We start from the raw sequence: 19978 nt of genomic DNA, 5'->3' as shown, positions 1-19978 counted from the left end.
GCTGAGGCAGGGTAAGATGTGAATTGCCCGTGCAACCGGGCCTGCAAGAGGATAGCAGGCCCGGTTGCACGGGCAGGAGGGCTGAGAGTGGTTGCTCTGCTTACCCCGTATGTTCAATTACATGACGGGCAAAACCGCTACCGGCTTCTTCATAGATATTGAACACATCGTCCGCACCGAGTTCACGCAACTGGGCACCTTCTTCAGGGTAGCGAATAATGGCGGCGACCCTGCCCGAGAAATTGGCGTGGCGGATCTGCTCAAGTGCGTAGAGGTTACCGGCATGGTTGGGCATGGCCAGAAAGATATATTCCAGATCGGTTCCTATATTGGCCTTGTCCCAGAAGTCGGAGTCCGATGCATCTCCCTTGATCACATTGATATTGAGCTCTTTCAGCAGAGAAATCTTTTTCTCGTCGGCGTCGATGCCTACCAGTTTGCACTGCGGGTTCACGCTTTCCAGCTCCATATAGGCACCCTGACCAATGCGGCCCATGCCCACAATCAGAATGTTGGCATCCCCCAGGTTAATGGGCATGTCATCGGGGTGGAGTCGTGCAGGATCCCGTGGTGAGAGTTTGTGCATTAACCGGCGATAAATATTCTCGTTGTTGGCGTTGAGCGGAGCCGATGCCACAAACGAGATGGCCAGGGCAATAGAGGCCACAATCACCCAGTCGTTGCTGAGCAGTCCTTGCTGAGCGGCCAGGGCGGCCACGATCAGACCAAACTCTGAATAGTTACTCAGGCTCATGGTGGCCAGCAAGGCGGTACGCGGGCGCAGAAAGCAGCGCTTGTACAGCTGGTAATACAGCAGGCTTTTCAGTGGCAGGATCAGCAGTAAAATCAATGCGATCCAGAGTGCATCCATGGTGGGCATGCCATTGAGACCAATGTTCAGGAAAAAGGCCACCAGGAACAGCTCTTTCATATTGAAGAACGATTTGGCCAGATCGGGCGCGCTGTAGTGGGAAGCCAGCATCATCCCGATAATTAGCGCACCGAGATCGCCTTTAAGGCCTACCAGCTGAAAACCGCCATAGCCCACTACCAGCGCCAGAAATATCGCAAACAGTGTTTGCAGCTCGCCGTGACCGGCCCGCTCCAGAATGCGGAAGAAGACCGGGCGCAGCAGTGGCAGGACGACCAGCAGTGCCAGGGCCCAGGGGCTGGGTATCTTGCCGGCAGAAATGCTGAAAAAGGCCACGGCAAACAGGTCCTGCATGACCAGCACACCAATAGCCACCACGCCGTAGAAGGTATTCATGTCGCTGCGCTCTTCCAGTACCTTCACCGCAAAGACGGTACTGGAAAAGCTGAGTGCGAAGGCCATTAACATGGCTTGCTGCCATTGCAGTTCTTGTGCCAGGGCAAAGCCCAGGGTTTTAATGCCGAGCAACACCAGGGTAAACAGGGCGGTGGATGACACGATATGGCCGCAGGCAGTGCCCCAGACTTCTTTGCGCAGCAGGGTTTTTATGTCGAGCTTCAGACCGATGCTGAACAGCAGCAGGGTGACGCCCAGGTTGGCGAGGGTACTGAGGGTAGCATTAGATTCAAACCCCATGGCATTGAGTATAAAGCCGGCGCCCAGAAAACCAATGAGCGGCGGCAGGCCGATGAGATAAACAACGAGGCCGCAACCAAAGGCGACAGCAATTAAAATGGGATCCATGTAATATCTTTTTTGGTTCTAATTAGCTCCTGAAGTAAGGTTATAGTCCGTGTTCGGAGCATGGCTTGTCAACAATCCTCGTTAGTTAACAACGTACTTATCAGAACAGATCGATCTCGTTGACCGTGCTGTAAATATGCTGGGGCCGGAATGGCATTTTGTCGATATCTGCCACCTGGCTGACACCAGTAAGTACCAGTATCGTTTCAAGACCCGCCTGAAATCCGGCCAGAATATCGGTGCGTAAATTGTCACCTACAATCAGGGTATTTTCGGAGTGGGCATCCATGTGGTTTAGCGCCGCCCGTACTATCCAGGCACTGGGTTTGCCCACATAAAAGGGTTTTTTGCCGGTCATCCGCTCAATCGGGGCACACAGGGCACCACAGGCCGGGTGCATTTGCGGGCCATGGGTGTCGGGGTTGGTGGCAATAAAGCGGGCACCATCGGCCACAAAGCGGGCCGCCATCTGGATCATGCTCCAGTTGTAGTTGCGGGTTTCACCGACCACAACAAAGTCGGGATCAATATCGGTAATGGTAAAGCCGGCTTTATACAGTTCGTGGATCAGGGCACCTTCGCCGATAACATAGGCTTTTTCTCCGCTCTGGCGTTTCAGAAAATCGGCAGTCGCCATGGCCGAGGTATAAAAGCACTCTTCCGGCACTTCTATGCCGGCAGAATAAAAACGGTTTTGTAAATCTTTAGGAGTCTGTGCCGGGTAGTTGGTTAAGAACAGCAGGTTCATATCCCGCTCCAGCACGCGACGTACAAAACTGTCGGCACCGGGAATTAAGTCGTTATTGTGCAGAATTACGCCGTCAATATCGCAGATAAGATTGTTTTTTTGCATTGCGTCTCCTTAAACCGGTAAGGCCGGTGCCTGTTCCACTGTGTTGCCAGAGTATGACAGTTTCATGACGATGGCAGCGTTTATTACGGATTTATGCAGTTCAGCCAGCCTCCCAGGCCATTGATGCGCCGTGAAATGGCAGTGGCCCGCTGGCTGATATAGCTGGAGGGAGCGCCAGCGGAAAAACGTCGCGGGTTGGGTAATACGGCCGCCAGCAGCGAAGCCTGGTGGCGATTAAGGTCAGCGGCAGAGGTATTGAACCAGGCTTGTGCGGCGGCTTCTGCGCCATAAATACCGGGGCCAAATTCAGCAATGTTAAGGTACAGAGTCAGAATACGGTCTTTAGGCAGGAGCAGCTCCAGCATGGGCGTATATATCGCCTCCAGTGCCTTGCGGGTATAGCTGCGACCCGGCCATAAATAAAGGTTTTTTGCGGTTTGCATGGTGATGGTGCTGCCGCCCCGCAACCGGCCGCCTTCGGCGGCTTCGTTCAGTACATGGCCAAAGGCTTCCCAGTCAAACCCGCGGTGTCGACAGAACTTGTTGTCTTCGGAAGCAATGACCGCCATTTTTAACTGATTGGAAATACGCGATGCTGGTTGCCAGTCTTTGTGCAGGCTTTCGCCTTCAAACAGCCTTATCACCATTAATGGGGTGACCGGCACCGGTACAAACCGGTACAGCAGGGTCAGGAGCAGGGGAGCCAGCAGCAGTAATACGGCCAGCCAGCCAAGCAGGCGTTTTAACAGAAACATGGGTTGCTCTCTTTTTCGGTGTGCCTGGCCATGAGCCGGGCTCGGTTTATTGATGGTGGTTCAGCTGAGGCCACAATAGCAGACCATTCTTTGTTATCTTTATTAACAAGCCGGCAAAACAAGGAGAACCGCCATGTCTGCATTTATTGAGCAACTGCCCAAGGTGGAGTTGCACCTTCATATAGAAGGATCTCTGGAGCCGGAGCTGGTCTTTGCTCTGGCCCGGCGCAATGGTATCACCCTCGATTATGCCAATGAAGATGCCCTGCGGGCTGCCTATGAGTTTGATGACCTGCAATCGTTCCTGAATATTTATTATGCGGGCATGAGCGTGTTGCAAACCGAGCAGGATTTTTTTGATATGACGCACGCTTATCTGCGGCGGGCCCATAACGAGAATGTGCGTCATACCGAAATCTTTTTCGATCCTCAGGCTCACACCGAGCGGGGCGTGCCCTTTTCGGCGGTGGTTACCGGCATTCACCGGGCACTGGAGCAGGCCCGCTACGACTGGGGTATAAGCAGTCGCCTGATCCTGTCGTTTTTACGTCATTTGCCGGAAGAGTCAGCGATAGAGACTCTGCGCCAGGCGGAGCCCTTCCATGCCTGGCTGACCGGCGTCGGTCTGGATTCGTCTGAAACCGGTAATCCGCCCGACAAGTTCCGGCGGGCCTATGCCCTTGCCCGGGAACAGGGCTACCGGCTGGTGGCTCATGCCGGTGAAGAGGGACCGCCTCAGTATATTCGTGATGCCATTGCGTTGTTGCGGGTGGAGCGTATCGACCACGGCGTGGCGGCCATTCAGGATCCGGCACTGATGGCGGAGCTGGCCGAAAGCCGTATGCCGCTGACGGTGTGCCCGCTTTCCAACCTGAAACTCAGGGTGGTAAACTCGATGTCCGATCATCCTATGCGGACATTGTTACAGGCCGGCCTGTGTGTGACCGTGAATTCCGACGATCCGGCTTATTTCGGCGGTTATATGAATGCCAACTACATGGCCTTGCAGCAGGGACTTGCCATGACCGACAGTGAGTTATTGCAGCTGGCGGCGAATGGGGTGGAAGCCAGCTGGCTGTCGCCGGAAGAAAAAGCGCTGCTGTTGAGAGACGTGCGTGAGCATGGTGAAAAATTTGGTGTTTATGCCACAACCGGCTAAAGATGAGCACCTTGTGGCCGATAGCTCAATCAGGTGGCATTGAAGAGGCGAAACAGCGTGCGCAAACTGACGGTAGTAACAGCACTGATGCTAAGCAGCGCAAGCTGGGCGCAGCCGCGCAGTTATGTGGCCGATCTCGAGCATTCACGTTGGCGTCTGGCTGCTGACTCGGCAGTGGAATGCCGTCTTGAGCACAATATTCCGGGTTTTGGTACCGGAGCCTTTGTCAGCCGTGCCGGTAAAAATGTCAATCTGGTGTTCGAGCTGAGCCCGTTGCGGGCCGTTCCCCGTACCCGTCAGGCCGCGTTGCGCAGTGAGTCTCCATACTGGCAACCGGGCCAGCCAGCCAGGCCTATCAGCAAGGTCACCTTTTATCAGCAGTTCAATGTCATGGTAGAGCAGCAGAATGCCTGGGTGATGCTGGATGAACTCAGCCGCGGGCGCTGGCCTACCTTTTATTTTGAAGACTGGTATGCCGGAGACCGAACCACGGGGGTGGGGTTGTCATCGGTTAATTTCAGGGCCCGGTATGCCGCCTTTCTGGATTGTCAGCAAAGCCTGCTGCCCTATGGGTATGAAGATATTGCCTTCAGTGTGCTTAACTACGTGAATAACGCCGATGAGCTCACCCCTCATTCTCGTCGTCGTCTGGCCATGATTGCCGATTATATCAAGGCTGATCCCAATATCGGTGAGGTGGTGATTAACACCTATACCGACAGTTTTGGCACGGCATTTCATAATAAGCAGTTGTCATTGTTGCGCGCAAAAGCCATCAAGGATCAGTTTATGGAACTGGGCCTGCCAGAAACCAGCATTATGGTGGAAGGCCATGGTGAACGCCGGCCGGTGGCCGACAACAGTACAGCCGAAGGTCGTAGCACCAACCGGCGCGTGGTGATCAGCCTGGGCCGTACCCCGATATAACCTCCTGGAATAGATATAAATCATTCTTCCCCTTTTCCTTTGCGCCAGCCTTGGGTAGTTTAGTGGCCCTTTTTCTTTTCACGGAATGAACATGACCTGGTTGATGTATATGGTATTGGGTGCTTTTGCCGGCACCCTGGCGGGCCTGTTTGGTGTAGGCGGCGGCCTCATTATCGTACCGGTGCTTATTTTCAGCTTTCATCTGCAGGGCATTGGCGGCGAGCTGGTGGCACACATGGCGGTGGGTACATCGCTGGCCACCATTATGTTTACCTCGCTCAGTGCCATTCACACTCATCATGGTCGCCGGGCCATCGACTGGCCACTGGCGGCCATGTTGTCGGTTGGCATTGTCGTGGGAGCCTGGCTGGGCGGGTATACCGCTGACAAAATGTCCGGTCTGCAACTGCAGCGGGTGATCGGCCTGTTTGCCTGGCTGATGGCGGCACAAATGCTGTTTAACCTGATGCCCAAAGGCAGTGGCAGGCTGCCCGGCAAGCCGGTACAGGTGGCTTTGGGGGGAGTGATCGGCTGGGCTTCGGGCATTTTTGGTATCGGTGGCGGCTCGCTGACGGTCCCCTTTTTAAGCTGGTGTGCGGTGCCGATGCAGCGGGCGGTGGCAGTGTCATCGGCCTGTGGTTTTCCCATCGCGCTGGTGGGCGCACTCAGCTATGTGGTGCACGGCCTGGAACACAGCAGCCTGCCTGATGAGGCCTGGGGATATGTGTATTTACCCGCGCTTATCGGCATTAGTGTGGCCAGCATGCCCTTTGCCCGGGTGGGTGCCATTCTGGCGCACAAGCTGCCTGCTCCGGTGCTGAAACGCGCGTTTGCCGTGTTTTTGCTGCTGGTGGGAGCCAAGTTTTTGTTTTTCCCGTCTTAAGGCGGGAGTCCGGGGCTGGCAGGGGATGGTTTCCCTGGTGCCGGTCCCGGGCACGGAGTTTATTTCTTTGCCTGTTTTTCCCGCTTTTCCAGCCAGTCATCCACCCGGGATACGCCCCACAGAATAAGCAGCCCCAGAGCCAGTAAGGCGACATACTTCAGCCATTCCATCAGCGACCCCGTATTTTTCGAATGCCTGCTTCATAGCGGCCTTCCGGACTGTCCGGCTGGGTCTGAAAATACTTCAGAAACCACATATATTGTTCGGGCCAGTCACCCAGCAGGGCTTCAATTTCGGCATTCATGGCCCGGGTATCCGCGGTAATATCCGCCGTGGGGTAGGGGGACATGGGCGGGCGAACGATTAATTCGTAACGGTGCGCTTTTGTGTTATACACACTCAGCACCGGGATCACGCTGGCTTTGGTCAGTTTTACCAGTTTGGGCAGGGCCGGCAGGGTGGCCTTCATTTCTGCAAAAAAAGGCACAAAAATACTGGCGTCGCGCCCGTGATCCTGATCGGGCAGATAAAAGAAATGCTTACCGTCACGGATAGTTTTAATCACGGCTTTAATGCCGGCATCCCGTTCATACACGATGCCGTTAAAACGGGCCCGCTGGCGGTTGATAAACCAGTCGAATACCTCATTTTTTGCGCTGTGCATCATGGTACACATGGGCATGCCGAGAGAGGTCAGATACAGGCCTCCGGCATCAATGGCCCAGGTATGAGGGATCATGAAAATAATCTGTTTTTGCTCTGCCAGGCAGGCATCGATATGTTCCTGGCCATGCACCCTGAAGCGGGCCTGCAAAAATTCAGGGCTGCGGGCGGTCCACTCGCCGTAGGCAAAAAAGGTCATCAGTCCGGCACGAATGGAATGCAGCAGCATGGCTTCCACTTCATCATCGGCGAGATTCGGAAAACACAGCTGTATGTTGGTGCGGGCAATGTAGCATTGTTTTTGGGCAAACTTCACCAACACAGGCGCAAAGGCGGCAGCAAAGGCATCTCGGGCGCGCACCGGCAACCAGGCCAGCAGCCATAACAGCGCTATCGACAGCCAGGTCGGCCAGTGCCGCGGGTGCAGATAACGGAATTTAAACTGAGCATCGTAAACGGGATCCTGCCCGGACATAACTTCAACCTCTTAACCAGAAGATCGCCAAGTGTATGCAAAAAATGGCTTCAAATCACCCCTGCCTGCGGGGCCGGAAATAATCGGTATTATCGTAAAACGCCGGGCTTTCGTTGGCCGGCCACCAGCCGGGAATGCCCAGCAGGGGGAGGGGCCGGAGAGGGCGGGGATGATCAAACAAGGTTTGCTGTGCCAGTTGAGTGCATAACTGTTGGTCAAGCAAGGCATATTGTGCCGCTCTGGGCTGGGCAAAGAAGTCAGCGGGCATGGTGACTACCACGGCTTTGGCAGTCAGCCCGATAAACGGATGCAGCGCCTGTTCATAGAGCGCATGGCCGAATATAAAAGGTTGCCAGTGCCGGCCCCAGTGATGACGGTATTCAAGGAACAGACTGTGCCACTGGTGGTTGACGAGCAATGTTTCCATCTCATCCCCTTTCGGTACTGCCAGTACCAGGCCACATTCATCGAAATGCGTAATACGATCCCGGCGGGGGGTACGCTGGCGGGCACCGAACTCCTGAATGTGCTCCATATGCCACTGATTCAGCAGAACCTTGGTACGAGGAAACAGGTGCCAGATCACGGCACCGAAGAAGTCGTGCCAGTTGGCCGGACGGGTGGGCACCTGGCCGTCAGCGACGGCTTCTTCGTAATAACAGTTGAGGGCAGTAAAGCTATCGTCATCAATAAAGCGCACCGGAAGGTCGGTGGCCAGCTGCTTGTTCAGACAGGCCAGCCGGGGCCAGCCGGTCTGTTCAAAGTGCATCAGACCGGCCAGCTGGCCAAGAATGGCGTTGCGCGTGGTAAAATCAGGATCCCAGCTCATTGGTCGTCCATTCACTGAAAACCGCCAAGGATAGCGCCGTGGGCGTCAATGTTCAGCATATTTTGTGTGACGGGCGTTTTGCTGTGGCTAGAATAGGGGGTCAATCACTGACGGATGAGGTGTGCCGATGAAGCGGATGTTAAACGTTATCTGGTTGTTGTGTTTATTGCTCCCTGGCATGGCCATGGCAGCAAATGGTGACAGTGTGAAAATAGACAATAAATGGTTATTGGGCCGGGTAGAGTGGTTGTGGCTACCGGCGCTGGAAGACAATATCAAGGCCCGTATTGACTCGGGAGCCAAAACGTCTTCCATGTCGGCCACTGATATTGAAGAGTTTGAACGTAACGGGGAAGCCTGGATCCGCTTCAGGTTTCTGCATGAGCAGATTTCATCGGATATGGAAGCGCCGCTGGCGCGCTATGTCAGAATTCGCCAGGCCAACAGTAAAAAGGCGGACAGGCGGGCCGTGATTGTGCTACCGGTTCGGCTGGGAGAGCTGGAAAAAGAGGTGGAGTTTACATTGAAAGACCGTACCCGCATGCTTTATCCGGTGCTGCTGGGCAGAGAATTTATGAGCAAGGATGTACTGATTGACCCGTCACGGCTGTTTATTCAGCCCAAATATGAGCCTTGAATAAAAAAGAGGACAGTGCCATACAGGCACTGTCCTCTTTTGTGAGGGGTTATTTTGACTTCATGGCCAGGCGTATACAGAGGGCGGCACCGCCCCAGGTAATACCAAGGCCGATAATCATCATGATCACTGCACCCAGGGTCATGCGTTTACCTCCTGCTTGTTACTGGCGTTGATAATAATGGCCACCACCAGCATAACGGCAATCATGCCCCAGCCGATAAACAGGATCTCGTTATTGCTGTAACCACCGTAGTTCTCTTTAAAGGCACCTACAATGTTGTTGAACAGGATCACGATCAGCATGGCGATAGACACGAACTTGATACACAGTTGCCACCAGATGCCGACGGAAAACTCCGACAGTTCATTGGCACGCTTCTGATAGTCCGACAGTTTGCACAGCCAGCCCACCAGGAACAGCTCAAGCAGGCAAGAGCCCAGCAGAGCCATGTTGTTGATGTAATGATCTACCAGATCCAGCAGCAGCAGGCCGCCCTGGGTAATGAACAGCAGACTGACAACAAAACCGGTACCACAGAATATAATGGCAGTTTTCTGGCGGCTCCAGCCGGTTTTGTCCATCAGACCGGTGGTCACTGCCTGTGCAATGGAAATGTGCGAGCTGATACCGGCAAACACCAGTGCCAGGAAGAACAGCGGTCCGGTGACGCCTGGAGCAGGCAGCAGGTTAATGGCGGTAGGCAGGGTCACAAAGGCCAGACCAACCCCTGAACTGACCACGTCAGTCAGCTCTTTCTGCTGAGCATGGGCCATATAACCCAGTGCACCGAAGACCATGATGCCTGCCAGCATGGAGAAGCCGCAGTTCATCAGTACGGTCATAAAGGCGTTATTGTTGATGTCAGATTTTTCCGGCAGAAAGCTGGCGTAAGACAACATAATGGCGAAGCCCACGCTCAGAGTGAAAAAGATCTGACCATAAGCTGCCGACCATACTTTAAGATCCCAGATCTTGCTGAAGTCGGGCTCCAGCAGCCAGTTAATGCCGTTCAGCGCGCCGGGCAAAGAGGCAACCCGGCCAATCAGTACCAGCACCAAAATAAACAGCAGGGGCATCAACACCTTGTTGATTTTTTCAATGCCACCCTGAACTCCCCGGTAGGTTGCAATAAAGCTGGCAGCCCAGGCCAGTACCAATGGCAGCAGCAGGTGAGTCTGAATGCTGCCCAGACTGGACGGTGAGTTATCACCCAGGCCCAGGAACTCGCCGAAGAAAAAGGCATTACTGTCATCTCCCCAGCTCTGGTCCACGGCAAACCAGGTATAAGAAATAGCCCAGGCAATCACCACTACATAGTAAAAGGCGATGACGGCACAGATCATGACCTGAAACCAGCCCAGCCATTCAAAGCGGTGGTTGAGCCGGCGCAGAGTGCCGGGGGCACCGGAGCGGTATTTCTGACCCAAGGTAAATTCCAGGATCATAAAAGGAATGCCAGCCGTCAGCATGGCAAACAAGTACGGAATAAAGAAGGCACCACCGCCATTCTCATAGGCCATGTAGGGAAAACGCCAGATATTACCCAGGCCCACGGCAGAGCCGACGGCCGCAAGGATAAATCCGGTGCGGGAGCCCCATTGCTCTCGTTTCATAACGAATCCTCGGGAAAACATGATTAAAGGGTAGTTTCACCGGCGCAGGGTAGGTGTGGGAGTAAGTAAAATCAACGCACCGATCTGCTGTATGAAAGGATTTATGCCTTAGATTTTCATGTCATGGTGAGTTTTTATGGAATCATTGAAATGAATGTTTTGTTATTTTAGTGTAATCATCTTGATAATGGCGGCAGCTCAGCCAAATCGTGTTTTTTGCATTTTGATAAAAACTGTCGATCACCGCACAGGGCTAGATCATGATGTAACAATAACCAACTATGCAGTGCATATGAGTATTGCATCCTGTTTTTACAGCATAATTCAGATGCTTTTTGAATAAAAATTCATCATTACTGTCTGGTTATATGAGTGTCAGATTTTCTTATGCGGCAACCGGTCTCATGAAGGTTATCCGGTTGAAAAGCAGCCGTTAACAAGGTGTTTTCTGCTGGTTTGTAAGAAATTTGCCATTACTTTTTTTAATCTAAAAACCTAAGAAAAGTCAGTTGAGCCGGGATGGTGGCCGGCCTATGCTGCGCGCGCATTCATTCAGGAGGCGCGTTATGAATACCACTTATACTTCTACTTCTTCTCGTCCGGTTGTTCAGCAACCTGCTCATACTGGCCTGCTGGCCATTGTTGGTACCTGGCTGCGCCGCAGTCGCACTCGTCGGGATCTGGCAGCACTCCCACCCTATTTGCTGAAAGACATTGGCATTAATGAGGCCGACCGTTATCAGGAGATCAGCAAGCCGTTCTGGCAACAATAACCGCAAAGGAATGCGCCTCATCAATTGGTTATATCATCCCACCCTGGGCCGTTGAGCCGGTTATATCTGGCTCAACGGCCATTCAGATTTGCACTTGCCCGACATGAACGGTGGCGCTCAGAAATTCATCCAGGATGGCAGCATCACGTTGTTTATCCTGTCGACGCAATATACAGATCCTAAACCACTTCGCCGCTGCTTCGTCGGAACCAATCGATTTGCTGATGCAGATGGCTTCGATGAGCTCCTTATCGTGCAGGGGTCAATACCTGCTTCTAACATCAGGCTCTAAAAAGCCCGCATTGAGCTCACTCATACAGGCCGAGAAGGGTGTTGCTAATGGGTTAGGCTCGGCTATCAATGAGCGTGGCGTTCCTGGTGCCAGGCGTCCAGGCGACTCATGCTCATGGCAACCAGCAGCAGACTCGCCAGTCCGCCCATAACGACAACCACGGCGTAGGGGGCGGTCAGCGAGGTCTGCTGTACCAGGCCCGTCAGAATCGAGGCACCGCTCATCTGAATGAAGCCGAGTATGGCGGTCGCTGTGCCGGCTCGTTCGCCAAAGCCCGCCAGGGCCATGCAGGTCGCCGGACCGAGCAGCAGGGCGAAGCCGATGCACAAGAGTGTCATGGGCAACATAAAGCCGAAGGCGGCCGTTAATCCTGTCTGCGGGCCTGCCCACTGCACCGCAAGTTGTAACAACGCCGAGACCAGCATGGTACACAGGGCTATGATCACGGTCGGGCGGTTCCCCAGCTTTTGAATCACCACAGGTGCCGCGAAACAGGCGCCGATATTGACCAGGGCATTGAGGCCAAACAGGCTGCTGAAAGTCAGCTCAGATAACCCTATGGTCTCGATAAGCCACACGGGCGCGTAGGAGACATAGGCAAGTATCGCCGCCATGCCCGCCATGCAGGTGAAGGCATAAAACATAAAGTGCGGATCCATCAGCACAGGCTTATAACGCGACCAGCGATAGAGGCCGCCAGCCGTCACTGTGTTGGCCGGACGTGTCTCTGGCAGGCGATAGCCGACGATGACTATAGTGATGATGGCGTACAGCGTCATAAACACGAAGGTGGAGCGCCAGCCAAATTGCAGGGCCAGCAGGCCACCCAGTGTTGGCGCCAGCGCTGGGACCACGCAGATCACCCCGTTGAGATAGCTGTAGTAGCGGGCACTCTCTTTAGAAGTGAAGCAGTCTCTGACAGCACTAAAGACCACGATAGAGGTTGAGCAGGCCGCTAAGCCCTGCAGCACTCGTGCCAGCTGCAGCCAGTGAAACTCCATCGCCATCGCAGCCAACAGGCTGCTGGTGATGTAGAGCAGCAGGCCACCCAGCGCGATGGGGCGACGGCCAAACCGATCCGCCAACGGGCCGATGAGCACCTGACCGGCACCCATGGCAAACAGAAACAACACCAGCGTCGACTGTACCTGACTGGACGACACGGCAAACTCGGTCGCCATTACGGGCATCGAGGACAGAAAAATGTCGATGGCCAGGGGAGGCAAGACCACCACCAACATGAGTATGGGCAACAGGTTCCGACGCATATTTCTCTAATTTTATGTGGGGATAAAGGTAATGATGCTTATGTTAGAGCAGCCAAGTTATGAAAAGAAATGGTATAACTTCAAAAGTTAATTTCCTGTAAGGAATATCTTATGAATATCGGCAACTTGGCGCGTATCGACCTCAACCTGCTGGTGATGTTGCAGGTATTGCTGGAGGAGCGTAGCGTGACCCGCGCTGCCAGCCGTCTTCATCTGAGTCAATCGGCCCTGAGCAAGAGCCTCAAGCGGCTGCGCGATACCCTGGAAGATCCTCTGTTTATTCGCACCGCCCACGGTCTCAGACCAACGGCACACGCTGCTCTGCTGGGCCAGCAACTGCCCGACATGTTGCAGGGACTCTATCAGCTAACCCAGCCGCCGAGCTTCAACCCAGCCAGCAGTCGGCGCCAGTTTTCCTTTGCTATGCTGGAGAGTGCCTACGAGACGCTGATGCCCTATTTCATCGGTCCTCTGCTTAATAACGCCCCGAATCTCAGACTGGACTCTTACTTGTGGACGGAGAAATCTCTTTCTTCCTTGCAGAAGGGTCAGATAGATTTCGGCATCACGGGAAGGGACATCAACCCCCAATCAGATTTGGTCATCGACAGGCTACCTGAAGGGATAGCCCATCAGACATTGTTTACCGATCATCAGGTTTGTCTGGTGCGGCAGGAGCATCCCATGCTGCCTGCTATCCGCAATCATCGGTGGGATCTCGGCACCTATCTGGAAATGTCCCATTTGCAGGTGCGCTGCGAGGGCAACGAGTGGTGGGAACTTGACTACTTTCTGGCAAAATCAGGACAACGACGTCACCTGAGCGCTACCGTGCCTGACTTCTATGGCGCCGCCAGCGTCTGTGCCCATAGCGATCTTATCTTTACCTCGCCTTCCAGCTTTGCCGCTCACGCCCGTAAGCTCTATGCGCTGGAGGAGCTGCCGTTGCCTTTCGATTTTCACTCGATGGCCTATGTACTGCTGTGGCACGAACGCAACGATAACGAACCAGGGCACAAGTGGATTCGTGAGACCATTTGTAAACGTGTCGCTCAGTCGCTTAATCAGCCCTAGGTTGTTTATCCGCATCCGGTTCAGCCTTGGGTTAACCATGCCCCGGCCAAGATAAACCGTATGGCCACTGAGATATTTGGTAACCGTTTGCGTGAGATTAAACGAATTTAACGTGATTCGAGTTATTGCGATAAAGGAGAACCCCTACAACGAAGCGCCGTGTAAGGTTTGCGGACGAAACAGAGGCATGGTGGTTACCGCCTTCAGGGCATATTGAACCTTTGTCGGTCACCGTCTGGCGTGATTATCCCCGTTTAGTCCTGGCAGCAGTGGCACGCCGGGAATCCGTATTGGCAGGCCGGAATACACAGCGGGAAAATATCCGTACGGTACGGACGCAGGAGGATTGGTTGGACATACCGTTTCCGTTATGTTGTTGTGGTTTTTTAATGATAAAAATTTGATGAACCATAACCGCTGGCAGGAACTGTAGACGATGGCAGCCGCAAAATTAGAACCGGATGTTCAGAAAAAACGTACATGGCTGGGGTTGTTAGTGATGGTGGTGGTGCTGATTTTCTGGCAGGGTGCCCGATTTTATCAGCAGTATGAAAATGGTCGTCAGCTGGTGCGTATGGCCAGCCCGGTCGTTGATGAACTGTACCGTATACACCACAGGATCATGATGCCTGACGCCGAAAGTTCGGTGTTGCTGGAAGAACAAATCCGCCGGCTGGCAATACACTGGTCACGTTTCAAGGAGTACCTTAGCCAGTCCGACAGTACCTCTTTTCCCGGTGAGCAACAGCCAGGTGTTTATCTTGAAAGCCTGCAAAAACTGCAGGATGCCGAGTTGCATGCCCGTCATAGTCTGCATCATTTTTCCGCCACCCTTGCCCGGGTAAGTAGTGGCGACAGCAATATGGCGCTGCAGCAATTGTTGCAACGCAGCCGGCTTTACCTCTATACCACCAGCCTGCCGTTTGTACAGGTGCTTGAGCAGGAAGCCGTGCGCCTGGAGCAGCAGCAATACCGTCAAGCCCCCGGGATGGAGGATGTGTTCTATACACACGGCATTTATGTCACCGATCTGCACCAGCTTGTACTGCTGCGCCAGCATCTTGCAGACAGTGATATTACCGGGTTTTACCAATGGGTCAGCTACTGGCGTGAGCAGACCGAACAAAGCCGTGATCGTCTGCTGCTGCTGGCGATGCTGTTGCTGGGAGGAGGGTTGGTTATTGCAGGGGGAGTCCTGTATATAAATAGCCGAAAATGGCGTCAGGCCAGTATGACCGCCCGGACGCTGGCGCAGGCCAAAACCGATTTTCTGGCTAATATGAGCCACGAAATCCGCACCCCGATGAATGCAATCATCGGGTTTGTCTCGTTGCTGCAACAAACTCGTCTCGATCCCCGCCAAAGTGACTATTTGTCCAAAATTCAGCTGTCCGCCGATAACCTGCTGCTGCTGATCAACGATATTCTCGATCTGACCAAGGTAGAAGCAGGCAAACTGGAGCTGGAAAATATCGACTTTGATCTGAATGAGCAACTGGAACAGCTGGCTGCATTGTTTGCTGATATGTCGGAGCAGAAACAGCTGGAAGTGATTATTAACAAGGCGCCTAATGTGCCTGACCGGTTGCAGGGCGATCCTTTGCGGCTGGGTCAGGTGCTGACCAATCTGGTGAGCAACGCGCTTAAATTTACCGAGCGCGGTGAAGTGATGCTGAGCATCTCGGTGACAGAGGAACATGATCCCAGACTGTGTTTTGAAGTCCGTGATACCGGGATTGGCATTATGCCCGAGCAGCAGGAGCTGTTGTTTCAGTCATTCAGTCAGGTTGATGCCAGCACGACCCGCAGATATGGCGGCAGTGGCCTTGGGCTGAGTATTTGCCGGCATCTGGTGGAGCTGATGGGAGGCGACATCTGGCTGACCAGTGAACCGGGGCAAGGGTCGGTTTTTTCTGTTTATCTGCCATTGCGTCCGGCGGGGGAAGCTGAAACCGTGCCGGAACCAGTGTTTGAGGCCGGCAGCAAAGTACTGGTGGTGGACGATAACAGCCATGCTTTGCAGGTATTTGAAAATATGCTGACCAGTGCCGGCTTTGTGGTGTATTGCGCGCACAACATTGAGTCAGCCAAAACCTTGCTGCAGCAGCGGGGAACAGAGTTGCAACTGGCTCTGGTGGATTGTTGTCTGGGGGCGGAAAATGGCATGGAACTGGCACGTTACATTCGCGTGCAGCCACACCTTGAGTCGTTGCCGGTGGCGGTGATCAGCGCCTTTGGCCGTGATCGGCCTGCGGCACAAATGCACACGCTTGGTATTGAGCATTATATTTCCAAACCCGTGACCTGGCAGCGCCTCTCTGCTTGCCTGGCCAGCATATTTCATCCGCAACCGGCGCCGGTACCAGCCGTCAGCACCGATGATGAACAGCATTATTACCGTTCACAGCTGAATGGCTGCCACATATTGCTGGCGGAAGATAACCGTCTTAATCAGCAGCTGATGGTGGAGTATCTGTCCCGGGTAGGTGTGCGCGTTACCCTTGCCGATAATGGCCGTCAAGCGGTGGAGCAGGTATCAAGGCAATCATTTGACGCGGTATTAATGGATTTACAAATGCCGATTCTCGATGGTCTAGAGGCGACACGGCAAATCCGCCGGCTGCAGCGCCATCATGATGTTCCCATTATCGCACTGACGGCCAGCGCCATGCGCAGTGATCGGGACAACAGTCTGGAGTCGGGAATGGATACCTATGTCTCCAAACCCGTGAGTAGTCAGGTGTTATATCAGGCTCTGCTCAGGTATTGCCGTCACACCGCCGCGGTGCCGGCTGAAGTGCCGCAGCATAATGGCCCGGTAGCCGCCTTACCGGTACGGCGGTCGAACGGCAAAGGAGTGGAAGCGCTGTTGGAGTGCACCGATCAACTGTGGTTGTTACAGGCCGCGCAGACTGAGCAAGACTGGGCAGAGGCTATCAGGTTACTGAGTGAACTGAAGTATTGTGCTGATGCGGTGGGCGAGGCGGCGCTGGCCAGTCAGGCGGAAGCGGCGCTTATATGGCCTCGCCAGGGGGAAGCCTTGCCTTATAGCCGGCTGACCTTGCTGCAGACGGAGCTGGACAACACACTGTCACGCTTTGGAGAAAAGCGCTGACTTTTCATTAATGTGATCTTTATCTCAACTTGACGGCTAGTGGTCAAAAGCTCTGATTATTGATAAATAATCAGAGCTTTATTTTTTTGTGAAAACGCTCTGCAGTTTAACCGCGAATCCCTGTCCACGCACAGGTTTCGCCACTCTATACGGCGTGATTCTACGGTGTTTTTTTGTGATGAATTACACTGGATTTTTATCTTATTTTGGATGATATTCTCGCCAAACAGGCATTCTGATAGGGTAGTGTTATGAAAGTATTGGTATTGGGTAGTGGTGTTGTCGGCGTGACCAGCGCCTGGTATCTGGCTCGTCAGGGTCATGAGGTAGTGGTGCTTGACCGTCAGCCCGACGCTGCGGAAGAAACCAGTTTCGCCAATGCCGGTCAGCTTTCTTTTGGTATGTCTTCTCCCTGGGCTGCTCCGGGTATCCCGGTTAAGGCCATGAAGTGGATGTTCCAGACTCACGCCCCGCTGAAGGTGCGCCCCGGTACCAACCCGGCGCAATGGAAGTTTATGCTGTCCATGCTGGCCAACTGTAACGAAAAATCCTACAGCATCAATAAGTCACGCATGGTGCGTGTATCGGAATACAGCCGTCAGTGCATCAACGCCCTGCAGGATGAACTGGGCCTGCCCTTTGAAGGCCGAAAAAAAGGTCTGCTGCAGGTATTCCGTACCGAAAAGCAGGTGGCAGATGCCGCAAAGGACATCAAGGTGCTGCAGGAATTTGGTGTAAATCACACCATGCTGAATGTGGAAGAAAGTATTGCCCGCGAGCCGGCTCTGGCCCGGGTTAAAGACAAGCTGGTGGGTGGCTTGCACTTTCCTGACGATCAAACCGGTGACTGCAACCTGTTTACCAAGGCTCTGGTCAAGAAATGCCAGGAAAAGGGCGTGGTGTTCAAGTTCAATACCGAGATCAAGGCACTGGTACGTGATGGTGATGAGATCCGTGGCGTTCAGACCGATCATGGCCTGGAAACGGCCGATCAGGTACTGGTCTGTATGGGCAGCTACTCTCCGTTCTTGCTGACCCCGCTGGGTATCAGCCTGCCTATCTACCCGATCAAAGGCTATTCACTCACCATTGATGTGAAGAATGACGAAGATGCGCCTCAATCTACGGTGATGGATGAGACCTACAAAGTGGCCATTACCCGCTTTGAGAACCGTATTCGTGCAGCTGGCACCGCCGAACTGGCCGACTTTAACAAAGATCTGCCCAAGGCTCGCCTGAATACCATTTCTGAGTCGGTAAGCAGCTTGTTCCCGGAAGGCGGCAAGATGGAAAGTGCCGAATTCTGGACCGGCTTCCGCCCGATGACCCCGGACGGTACTCCCATTATCGGTGGCACTCGTTACAAAAACCTGTGGCTGAACACCGGTCATGGCACCTTGGGCTGGACCATGGGGGCAGGCTCGGCTTCACTGATTGCGGATCTGATCTCCGGTAATCAGACCGATATTGACAGCGACGGTCTGGCGTTCAGCCGCTACGGTTGATGCGGCGGCTGCACTTATTGCCTGAATAAATCCGGGCCAGCCGCTCCGTTGTCTGGACACCAAGAGCCAAAAGACGCAATACTGCCGTCTTTTGGCTCTTTTTTATTATGCTGCTGACTCTGCTTAATATCGTGCTGCCGGTATTTGCCGTCGTGGCGGTGGGCTATATTTTTGGTCGCCGCCAGCACAACCCCGATATGGGGTTTGTTAACCTGGCCAATGTGGCGGTGTTCTGTCCGGCACTGGTGTTTTCGGCGCTGATCAGCCATCCGCTTTCCCTGTCGCACAGCTGGCCGCTGATCCTGGCCGGTGTGCTCTGTATTCTTCTGCCCGGGCTGATGCTGGCGCTGTTTCATTTTCGTGGTATTGAACGGCGTACCCAGGTATTGGCGGGCATGTTCCGTAATACCGGCAATATTGGTATTCCGCTGATGGTGCTGGCTTACGGCGAGGATCAGCTGGGTGCCATTATCATTTTGTTTGTCCTTTCTAATCTGCTGCACTTTTCTCTGGGACTGTTTATTCTTTCTCGCGAAGCCGGACGCTGGCAGTGGCTGAAAAATCCGATTGTATGGGCCGCCGTGGCCGGCATATTGCTGGCCGATCACCAGAGCCTGTTGCCGGCCTTTGTATATACCAGTGCGGATTTACTGGGCCAGATGGCGGTACCGTTAATGTTGTTTGCGCTGGGAGTTCGGTTATCGGTGGGGGAGGTAGGTAACCTGGGGCTGGCCTTTAAACTGAATCTGCTTTATCTGCTGGCCGGTGCCGGCAGCCTGGCACTGGTAGCCTGGTGGCTGCCCCTTACCGCCGACTGGCTCAAACTGCTGGCGTTGTCGGTGATGTTGCCTCCGGCGGTACTTAACTATCTGTTGTGCGAACAGTATCGTTGTCAGCCCGATAAAATGGCCAGCATTGTGCTGTTGGGCAATGTGATGTCGGTGGCCATTATTCCGGTAGTGGTCTACCTTACGTTAACTTACCTGTAAACGCGTATTACTGCCTCTCTGGCTGCGGGTTAAGTGCAGCCTGCTGCTCTCGATAATCGACCCACCTTCCTTGTGAGCGATGTCTCACTCATCACCTGACAAAGTTAAGTTTTTGTTAATATTAATTTAACTTAAGGTTAATACCAAAGTCTAAGTTTCAACCAGCCCCGCGGGCGCTATTGTTATTTTCGAACCGTATTCGGCTATTCAAGGAGAAGAAGAATGGCGTTCGAAAATCAGGAAAAAGCAAAAGCGTACTGGAAAGAAAACCTCAGACTGATGGGCATTCTGCTGGCCATCTGGTTCACGGTTTCTTATCTGTTTGGCATTGTGCTGGTAGATGTACTCAATGCATTCACTATTGGCGGTGCCAAGCTGGGATTCTGGTTCTCTCAGCAAGGGGCCATTTATGTATTTGTTGTGCTCATTTTCGTTTATGTATGGCGAATGAATGTGCTCGACAAAAAATATAACGTTGAAGAAGAGTAA

18 protein-coding genes are annotated in these 19978 nt (G+C 53.6%); 10 read left to right on the top strand and 8 right to left on the bottom strand.

What is annotated here, in order from left to right; genetic code table 11:
* Positions 1 to 100 precede the first annotated feature (100 nt).
* The 3 genes from B6S09_RS11050 to mtgA form a co-directional block, all read right to left on the bottom strand.
* On the bottom strand, positions 101 to 1675 hold the full coding sequence (locus tag B6S09_RS11050; protein WP_094278543.1) for a cation:proton antiporter domain-containing protein: 1575 nt from the start codon (positions 1673 to 1675) through the stop codon (positions 101 to 103).
* A 100-nt stretch (positions 1676 to 1775) separates the two neighbouring features.
* Positions 1776 to 2528, bottom strand: coding sequence for an HAD-IIA family hydrolase (locus B6S09_RS11045; RefSeq protein WP_094278542.1), 753 nt, complete (start codon positions 2526 to 2528; stop codon positions 1776 to 1778).
* A gap of 83 nt (positions 2529 to 2611) precedes the next feature.
* Positions 2612 to 3283, bottom strand: a complete 672-nt coding sequence (gene mtgA / locus B6S09_RS11040; RefSeq protein WP_094278541.1) for a monofunctional biosynthetic peptidoglycan transglycosylase — start codon at positions 3281 to 3283, stop codon at positions 2612 to 2614.
* 133 nt (positions 3284 to 3416) lie between these two features.
* On the opposite strand from mtgA, the gene B6S09_RS11035 reads away from it, so the two are divergent.
* The 3 genes from B6S09_RS11035 to B6S09_RS11025 all read left to right on the top strand — a co-directional run bounded on the left by B6S09_RS11035 (position 3417) and on the right by B6S09_RS11025 (position 6252).
* A complete protein-coding gene (locus tag B6S09_RS11035) occupies positions 3417 to 4442 on the top strand; it encodes an adenosine deaminase (protein ID WP_094278540.1) in 1026 nt (341 codons plus the stop codon).
* 57 nt (positions 4443 to 4499) lie between these two features.
* The gene (locus tag B6S09_RS11030) at positions 4500 to 5369 is read left to right on the top strand and encodes a flagellar protein MotY (RefSeq protein ID WP_094278539.1); all 870 of its coding nucleotides are present in this window, start codon (positions 4500 to 4502) and stop codon (positions 5367 to 5369) included.
* 91 nt (positions 5370 to 5460) lie between these two features.
* Complete coding sequence (locus B6S09_RS11025) at positions 5461 to 6252, top strand: sulfite exporter TauE/SafE family protein (RefSeq protein ID WP_094278538.1); 792 nt, start codon at positions 5461 to 5463, stop codon at positions 6250 to 6252.
* A 169-nt stretch (positions 6253 to 6421) separates the two neighbouring features.
* On the opposite strand, the gene lpxM is transcribed toward B6S09_RS11025, so the two are convergent.
* Entirely contained in the window at positions 6422 to 7390 is a 969-nt protein-coding gene (gene lpxM / locus B6S09_RS11020; protein WP_094278537.1) for a lauroyl-Kdo(2)-lipid IV(A) myristoyltransferase, read from the bottom strand.
* A gap of 55 nt (positions 7391 to 7445) precedes the next feature.
* Entirely contained in the window at positions 7446 to 8219 is a 774-nt protein-coding gene (locus B6S09_RS11015; RefSeq protein WP_094278536.1) for a DUF3025 domain-containing protein, read from the bottom strand.
* Positions 8220 to 8346: 127 nt separating this feature from the next.
* Between B6S09_RS11015 and B6S09_RS11010 the strand changes: the two genes are divergently transcribed.
* Entirely contained in the window at positions 8347 to 8856 is a 510-nt protein-coding gene (locus B6S09_RS11010; protein ID WP_228213885.1) for an ATP-dependent zinc protease family protein, read from the top strand.
* A 49-nt stretch (positions 8857 to 8905) separates the two neighbouring features.
* On the opposite strand, the gene B6S09_RS11005 is transcribed toward B6S09_RS11010, so the two are convergent.
* Positions 8906 to 9001: a MetS family NSS transporter small subunit gene (locus B6S09_RS11005; RefSeq protein ID WP_094278535.1), complete on the bottom strand. Its 96-nt coding sequence runs from the start codon at positions 8999 to 9001 to the stop codon at positions 8906 to 8908.
* The gene (locus B6S09_RS11000; protein WP_094278534.1) at positions 8998 to 10473 is read right to left on the bottom strand and encodes a sodium-dependent transporter; all 1476 of its coding nucleotides are present in this window, start codon (positions 10471 to 10473) and stop codon (positions 8998 to 9000) included. The genes B6S09_RS11005 and B6S09_RS11000 overlap by 4 nt, the downstream gene beginning before the upstream one ends.
* A 566-nt stretch (positions 10474 to 11039) precedes the next feature.
* Between B6S09_RS11000 and B6S09_RS10995 the strand changes: the two genes are divergently transcribed.
* Positions 11040 to 11246, top strand: coding sequence for a DUF1127 domain-containing protein (locus B6S09_RS10995; RefSeq protein WP_094278533.1), 207 nt, complete (start codon positions 11040 to 11042; stop codon positions 11244 to 11246).
* Positions 11247 to 11603: 357 nt separating this feature from the next.
* Here B6S09_RS10995 and B6S09_RS10990 read toward each other — a convergent pair whose 3' ends face one another.
* A complete protein-coding gene (locus tag B6S09_RS10990; protein WP_094278532.1) occupies positions 11604 to 12806 on the bottom strand; it encodes a multidrug effflux MFS transporter in 1203 nt (400 codons plus the stop codon).
* Positions 12807 to 12917: 111 nt separating this feature from the next.
* On the opposite strand from B6S09_RS10990, the gene B6S09_RS10985 reads away from it, so the two are divergent.
* From B6S09_RS10985 to B6S09_RS10965, 5 genes are all read left to right on the top strand, one after another.
* Entirely contained in the window at positions 12918 to 13880 is a 963-nt protein-coding gene (locus B6S09_RS10985) for a LysR substrate-binding domain-containing protein (protein ID WP_094278531.1), read from the top strand.
* A gap of 436 nt (positions 13881 to 14316) precedes the next feature.
* A complete protein-coding gene (locus B6S09_RS10980) occupies positions 14317 to 16995 on the top strand; it encodes a hybrid sensor histidine kinase/response regulator (protein ID WP_094278530.1) in 2679 nt (892 codons plus the stop codon).
* A 251-nt stretch (positions 16996 to 17246) separates the two neighbouring features.
* On the top strand, positions 17247 to 18500 hold the full coding sequence (locus B6S09_RS10975) for a D-amino acid dehydrogenase (protein ID WP_094278529.1): 1254 nt from the start codon (positions 17247 to 17249) through the stop codon (positions 18498 to 18500).
* A gap of 107 nt (positions 18501 to 18607) precedes the next feature.
* Positions 18608 to 19489, top strand: coding sequence for an AEC family transporter (locus tag B6S09_RS10970; protein ID WP_094278528.1), 882 nt, complete (start codon positions 18608 to 18610; stop codon positions 19487 to 19489).
* 222 nt (positions 19490 to 19711) lie between these two features.
* The gene (locus tag B6S09_RS10965) at positions 19712 to 19978 is read left to right on the top strand and encodes a DUF4212 domain-containing protein (protein WP_094278527.1); all 267 of its coding nucleotides are present in this window, start codon (positions 19712 to 19714) and stop codon (positions 19976 to 19978) included.

Origin of the sequence: Oceanimonas baumannii (genome assembly GCF_002245495.1) — a bacterium.
GTDB lineage: Bacteria > Pseudomonadota > Gammaproteobacteria > Enterobacterales > Aeromonadaceae > Oceanimonas > Oceanimonas baumannii.
This window is presented reverse-complemented; position numbering and strand designations above follow the sequence as displayed.